Source organism: Streptomyces sp. C (genome assembly GCF_000158895.1).
GTDB classification, from domain to species: Bacteria; Actinomycetota; Actinomycetes; order Streptomycetales; family Streptomycetaceae; genus Streptomyces; species Streptomyces racemochromogenes.
In genome coordinates, this window is record NZ_GG657750.1 from 4,168,168 (window position 1) to 4,174,270 (window position 6,103).

Consider the following 6,103-nt stretch of genomic DNA (forward strand, 5'->3'; position numbering starts at 1 on the left):
TATCCGCTGTGCGCGTAGGAATATTGAGAAGGGCTGTCCCTAGTACGAGAGGACCGGGACGGACGAACCTCTGGTGTGCCAGTTGTCCTGCCAAGGGCATGGCTGGTTGGCTACGTTCGGGAGGGATAACCGCTGAAAGCATCTAAGCGGGAAGCCTGCTTCAAGATGAGTATTCCCACCTCCTTGAGAGGGTAAGGCTCCCAGTAGACGACTGGGTTGATAGGCCAGATGTGGAAGCCCGGTAACGGGTGGAGCTGACTGGTACTAATAGGCCGAGGGCTTGTCCTCAGTTGCTCGCGTCCACTGTGTTAGTTCTGAAGTAACGAACTCGCCTTGCCGGCTGGAGTTCCAACTTCATAGTGTTTCGGTGGTCATAGCGTTAGGGAAACGCCCGGTTACATTCCGAACCCGGAAGCTAAGCCTTTCAGCGCCGATGGTACTGCAGGGGGGACCCTGTGGGAGAGTAGGACGCCGCCGAACAACCTTTGTGGGAAAGCCCCGCACCTTATGGTGCGGGGCTTTTCTGCGTTCACGGGCTCTTGCGTTTCGCAGGGTGGTCGCCTTGGCTGTGTTCTCCCGCACCACGAACCGGAGGCCCCCGTTGTCCTCGCTCCACGACTTCGCGACCTGGGAGCCGGTGTTGCGCCGGCTCCGTGCCGCCAACCCGGAGGTCCTGGCCGACCCCGGCGGATACGTGGCGGGTCACATCTGGCGGAGCGGCGGGTGCACCATGCCGTGGCGACGGAGGCAGACGCGGATCGACCAGACGCGCAGCGACCCGTTGCAGATCCTCCAGGAGCTCCAAGCCCTGGAGGCCGACTTGGAGGGCGTGCGGAAGGCGATGGCGGACCTGGGCCTGGAGGGCGTCTCCTTCAAGGCGGAGATCTCGCCGGCCGGCAGGGCGGTCGTCCATGTTCTGAACCCCGGCCCCGCGTCGGACAGTTGCGCCGCCATCACAGGCGACGGGGCCCTCGTCCTCGTCGAGGGCGCCGTCGCCGAGCCGAGGCGCCGCCTCCCCCGTCCGACACCCGACGCGGTGCCGGCGCCGTCCGCGGACCCGGAGTTGCTGGCGCGGACGCTCCGGGAGCGGCTCCCCGCTGCCGTCGGCGCCACCGAGGCGGAGATCGCCGCGGCGGAGGAACGGCTCGGCCTGACGCTGCCGGAGGAACTCAAGGCGCTGTACCGGGTGACGCGCGTGCGGTCGGCAGAGGGGGACGACGAGCACGAGACGTACGCGGCGTACGAGGCCGTCGGCTGCGAACTCGGCTCCCTCGACCAGCTCTGCTTCGCCGACGTAGCCTCTCGCCCCGCGGACTGGGACACCGCCGCACGTACGGCCCTCTTCACTCCGCCCGACGCACCGGTGCAGGGACTCGTCGGGTCACCGGGCTGGCTCGTCTTCGCCGGCAGCGGCTACGGCGATCCGATCGCGGTCGACCTGACACCGGGGCCGGGCGGCCACACCGGGCAGATCGTCCTGATCGACCACGAGAAGCACATCGGTGCCGTCCTCCTCGCGGACTCCCTCACCGACCTGGTGGCCTCCCGCGGCCGGTACCGCCCGGTCACCCAGGCCGCCGAAGCTCCAGCCCTGGCCAGGATCCACACGGGTGCACCGGACGGCGTCCCGGCCGCCGCCCACCCCGACCTGGAGGTCCTCGACATCAGCCGCCGCCAGGGCGGAACCCCGATCAGCCTCGGCCCCTTCGCGGCACTGCCCCGCCTGCGGACCTTGACCGCGGCCCCCCACACGCTCGCCGACCCGCTGGAGGTCGCCGGGCTGACCGCGCTGGAGTTCCTCGCACTCGCGTCCGCCGACTGGCGCGTGCTCCTCGACGCCGGGGCCGTCCCCCGGAGCCTGCTCGCGGCCGGCATCGTACGGCGGGACGAGGACCCGTTGGCCGTCACGGACTTGGCCAACGAGCTCCTCGCCCTCCGGAACCGCCCCCTCATCACCCGCACCACCGTCGAAGGCGACCTCGGCCCCACGGAGGAGCAATGGGCCTGATCCTCTTCCCCGGCGACGGGGACAGCACCAGCCCGGACGCCGCCTGGTCCTGCCGCGGCTTCCACGACTTCCGGTCCGCCCTGGCCCAGGCCGAGGGGTTCGACCTCGAGGGGATGCGGGGCTTCGGCGGCGAACGCCGGTGGAGCGAGGTGACAACGGTGCTGGAGCCCCTCCTCGACCACCCCGACGTGGCCGGCGATCCCCTTACGGTCGCCGACTGTGCGGCTATCGCTCCCCGTCTGGAGGCAGTCGCCGACGAGTGGGCACGGAACCGCACTGACGGGCTCCGGGAACGCCACATCGAAGATGCCCGGCAACTGGCCCTGGTGCTGAGGTTCTGCGTGGAGCAGGGCGTCGTCCTCCACTTCGGCTGAGCACCGGTCCGGGGGTCGGCGGTGGGGTGTGAGGATGGGGGTATGCGCGATTCCTCCGGTTCCCTCCCGATGACAGCTGCCTCCCTCGCCCGCTGGAGGGCGGAGGTGTCGGCGGCCCTGGCCGCCGTGGCCGTCGGCTTCGCGGAGAAGTACGGGTACGACCCGGGGGAGGACGCGGTCCACCCGCCCGAGCCGGCAGACCGCGTCGCCGCCGGGCGGATCGCCACGGAGGCACCGGGCTTCGCCGATCTCGCCGCGTACTACGGCGAGATCGGCGCCGTGAACATGGGCGACATCGGCAATGGCTACTTCCTGCACCCCGCCTCCCGCGCCATCGACGAACGCGTCCCGCTGCCCGAGGCCGGCGGAGCCGTCCCTGCCGTACTGATCGGCTCCGACGGGGGCGGGATCCTGTACGCGGTTGCCCCGGATGGCACCGTCTGGCGGTCCCGGACCGCCTCCGAGGAGGGCGGGTTCGACCGGATCACGGACGGCCTCGCGGAGTTCCTCGATCTCCTCCGCCGCTCCGTCCACCGTTTCCACGAGTCCGGGCAGCCCGGATTCGTATAGGAGAGGGCTTGACTCTCAGGTGACGCGAGACGGCACAGTCAGGGCCGTGGACAGGAGAAACCTGCTGCCGATCGGGCAGTTCTCGCAGGCCAGCGGCCTCTCGATCACCGCACTCCGGCACTACGACACAAGCGGCGTACTGGTGCCGGCGTACGTGGATCCGGTGAGCGGCTACCGCTACTTCCGGCGCGACCAGGTGCGTACGGCGCAGGCCGTCAGAGCCCTGCGGCAGCTGGACATCCCGGTCGAGGAGGTCCGCCGGCTGCTCGGCGGCGGCGAGACGGAGCTGGTCGCAGCACTGAACGCCCACCTGCGGGCGGCCGAGCGGCGGCTGGAGGTCCAGCGCTCCACGGTCCACAGCCTGTTGAGCCGACTGACCGAAGGAGCAGGTATGACCCACCGCGTCACCGTCCGCCAGGGCGTCGCCGAACGGATCCTCGTCCGCGGGGCGACCCTCGACAACTCAGGGCTCGAAGCCTTCCTCCGCAGCGCCTACCAGGAGCTGTACGCGGTCGCAGGCCGCGGCCCCCTCACCTTCACCGGGCCCGCCTTCGTCCGCTTCCACGGGGTGTGCGACGACGAGAACGAGACCCTCGTCGAAGCCTGTCTGCCGTTCTGGGAGGGCGGCGCCCAGCCCGCGGACCTGCCCGACGGCATGACCGTGCGGGAGCTGCCCGAGACCGCCCTCGCCTGCACGGAGGCCGAGGGGGCGGCCGCCGCGTTCCCGGGGATCCTCGACGCGTACGACGCCGTCGCCGACTGGATCAGCGCGCACGGCTTCGCCTTCGCGGGCCCGGTGCGCATGGTCTACCGCCGCTGGACCGGGACACCGGACGCCCCGGACAACCGCGTGGAGATCGCCTGGCCGATCGGCGAGCCCGCTGACGTCTAGGGGACCAGGACGACCTTGCCGAGGTTGCGGCGCTGTTCGATGACGGCGTGCGCGCGGGCGGCCTCGAGGAGGGGGATCCGCGCGTGGACGGCGGTGCGCAGGGTGCCCGCGTCGCGCAGTTCCCAGAGCTCGCGCTGCCAGCGGGCGCAGAGGTCGGGCTGCCCTAGGGCGATGGCCCGCATCTGGAAGCCGATCAACGAGGCCCCGCGGACCAGGAGTTCGTACGCCTCGACGGTGCCGCCGCCGGAGCTGAAGGCCACCAGCCGGCCCCCCGTGGCGAGGGCCCGTACGGCGGGACCGAGGAGGTCGCCGCCGACGCCGTCGAGGATCACGTCGTACGGACCGCCCCAGTCGGCGTCCTCGTACAGGACGACCTCGTCGGCGCCGAGGCCGCGCACGAAGCCGGCCTTGTCGGCGCTGCTGACGGCGGCGACCACCCGCCCCGCCCCGCCGGCCTTGGCGAGCTGGAGGGCGAGGGTGCCCACCGCACTGGCCGCCGCAGTGACGAGGACGGACTCGCCGGGCCGCACGCGCGCGGCCTCGTACGCCCCGCGGGCGACCAGCCCGCTGCGGACGAGCGCCACCGCGTCCACGGCGGTCGCGCTCCCGGGGACCGGGGAGGCCATCGCGGTGTCCAGCACGGCGTACTCGGCGTAGGCGTCGGCGAAGCACAGTCCGGTGACGCGGTCCCCGACGGCGAAGGCGGTGACGCCCTCCCCGGTGCCGACGACCACCCCCGCCACCTCCCCGCCGAACGACACGGGCCCGCTCCCCTCCCGCTCCCGCACCTTGCGGACGGTGGGCAGCGTGACCCCGATGGCCTCGGTCCGGACGAGCAGCTCCCCGGGCCCCGCCACGGGCCGGTCGACCTCCTCGGCGACCAGCCCTCCGGGTCCACCACCGTTGACCTCATGGCGCATGCGCAGCACAGGACCTCCCCCGATCCGAGTTTTCATTGGATGCCCCAACGATAAGGTGGAGTCATGGGGAAGTCCAATGATTCTGGGTAGGGTGCACGCATGACCTCACCCCTCGGACACATCCAGTCCCTGCCCACCTGGCTCGTCGGCCGCGTCGCGGCGCGCGGGCGGGGCATGGTCGCGGACGCCATCGCGGCGGAGGGCCTGAAGCTCATGCAGCACGCGGTGCTGGCCGCGACCGCCGAGTACGGCCCCGTGGCCCAGGCGGACCTGGGGCGCCGGCTCGCCGTGGACCCCAAGGACATGGTGGGGATCCTCAACCACCTCCAGGAGGCGGGCCTCGTGCTCCGCTCCCCGGACCCGGCGGACCGACGCAAGAACGCCGTCACCGTCACCCCGGAGGGGGAAGCCGCCCTGGCCCGCTGCGCGGCCCTCGCGGAAGCGGCGAACGAGCAGCTGCTGGCCCCCCTCACTCCGGCTGAACAGGACACCCTGATGGCCCTGTTGGCCCGGGTGCACGAGGCCCCCGCGTCGTTTTGACACCCCAGGGGCAGGGTTGTAGAGTCAAACGGTTGCCTCGAACTGGACAAGTTCGGCGACCACCACTCCACAGGGAATCTCCTCCCGCGTGGAGTGCATTCGACTCTCCATTCGGAAACGTTGAAGCCGGGAAATCCGGTGGAAAACTTCTGATAGAGTCGGAACCGCCGGAAAGGGAAAGCGCGAAAGCGCAGGACCTCGAAAGCGCCGAGGAAATCGGACACGAAAGAGTCTGATAGAGTCGGAAACGCAAGAACGAAGAACGAAAGCCCGGAGGAAAGCCCGAGAGGGTGAGTACAAAGGAAGCGTCCGTTCCTTGAGAACTCAACAGCGTGCCAAAAATCAACGCCAGAAGTTGATACCCCGTCCACTCCGGTGGATGAGGTTCCTTTGAAAAAGACCTGTCGGGCCTTCGGGCACTGGCAGGCAACAACACAGCGAGGACGTTGTGGTCAGTCGGTCATATTCCGACCAAGACTGGCCCGCTCTTTCGTGCGTGTGCACCGGATTACCGGTAAACATTCATGGAGAGTTTGATCCTGGCTCAGGACGAACGCTGGCGGCGTGCTTAACACATGCAAGTCGAACGATGAAGCCCTTCGGGGTGGATTAGTGGCGAACGGGTGAGTAACACGTGGGCAATCTGCCCTTCACTCTGGGACAAGCCCTGGAAACGGGGTCTAATACCGGATAATACTCCTGCCTGCATGGGCGGGAGTTGAAAGCTCCGGCGGTGAAGGATGAGCCCGCGGCCTATCAGCTTGTTGGTGGGGTAATGGCCCACCAAGGCGACGACGGG

General features: G+C 69.7%; 6 protein-coding genes, 1 rRNA gene and 1 other annotated feature. Of the genes, 6 read left to right on the forward strand and 1 reads right to left on the reverse strand.

Translation table 11 applies throughout. The annotated features are described in order from the left end of the window. Nucleotides 1–363 precede the first annotated feature (363 nt). The 5 genes from rrf to SSNG_RS18705 all read left to right on the forward strand — a co-directional run bounded on the left by rrf (nt 364) and on the right by SSNG_RS18705 (nt 3,844). Nucleotides 364–480: ribosomal RNA gene (gene rrf / locus SSNG_RS18685) — 5S ribosomal RNA — on the forward strand. Between the two features lie 88 nt (nt 481–568). Further along, nucleotides 569–2,008 carry an SMI1/KNR4 family protein gene (locus SSNG_RS18690; protein ID WP_347232501.1) on the forward strand — a complete coding sequence of 480 codons (1,440 nt, stop codon included), beginning with the start codon at nt 569–571 and terminating at the stop codon, nt 2,006–2,008. Beyond that, nucleotides 1,999–2,382 carry a hypothetical protein gene (locus SSNG_RS18695; RefSeq protein ID WP_007265427.1) on the forward strand — a complete coding sequence of 128 codons (384 nt, stop codon included), beginning with the start codon at nt 1,999–2,001 and terminating at the stop codon, nt 2,380–2,382. The genes SSNG_RS18690 and SSNG_RS18695 overlap by 10 nt, the downstream gene beginning before the upstream one ends. Before the next feature lie 42 nt (nt 2,383–2,424). After that, entirely contained in the window at nt 2,425–2,952 is a 528-nt protein-coding gene (locus SSNG_RS18700; RefSeq protein ID WP_129593316.1) for an SMI1/KNR4 family protein, read from the forward strand. A 46-nt stretch (nt 2,953–2,998) separates the two neighbouring features. Then, nucleotides 2,999–3,844 carry a MerR family transcriptional regulator gene (locus SSNG_RS18705; protein WP_128637023.1) on the forward strand — a complete coding sequence of 282 codons (846 nt, stop codon included), beginning with the start codon at nt 2,999–3,001 and terminating at the stop codon, nt 3,842–3,844. On the opposite strand, the gene SSNG_RS18710 is transcribed toward SSNG_RS18705, so the two are convergent. Continuing rightward, nucleotides 3,841–4,773, reverse strand: a complete 933-nt coding sequence (locus tag SSNG_RS18710) for a zinc-binding dehydrogenase (RefSeq protein WP_042801340.1) — start codon at nt 4,771–4,773, stop codon at nt 3,841–3,843. The two genes, SSNG_RS18705 and SSNG_RS18710, sit on opposite strands and share 4 nt — an antisense overlap. Nucleotides 4,774–4,863: 90 nt before the next feature. On the opposite strand from SSNG_RS18710, the gene SSNG_RS18715 reads away from it, so the two are divergent. Continuing rightward, complete coding sequence (locus SSNG_RS18715; RefSeq protein ID WP_007265431.1) at nt 4,864–5,304, forward strand: MarR family winged helix-turn-helix transcriptional regulator; 441 nt, start codon at nt 4,864–4,866, stop codon at nt 5,302–5,304. A 626-nt stretch (nt 5,305–5,930) separates the two neighbouring features. Beyond that, nucleotides 5,931–6,103, forward strand: a sequence feature (16S ribosomal RNA rRNA prediction is too short).

Excerpts from the sequence above, each read along its gene's own strand:
- SSNG_RS18700 (WP_129593316.1), top strand. The coding sequence starts at position 2,425 with ATGCGCGATTCCTCCGGTTCCCTCCCGATGACAGCTGCCTCCCTCGCC.
- SSNG_RS18695 (WP_007265427.1), top strand. The coding sequence starts at position 1,999 with ATGGGCCTGATCCTCTTCCCCGGCGACGGGGACAGCACCAGCCCGGAC.
- SSNG_RS18715 (WP_007265431.1), top strand. The coding sequence starts at position 4,864 with ATGACCTCACCCCTCGGACACATCCAGTCCCTGCCCACCTGGCTCGTC.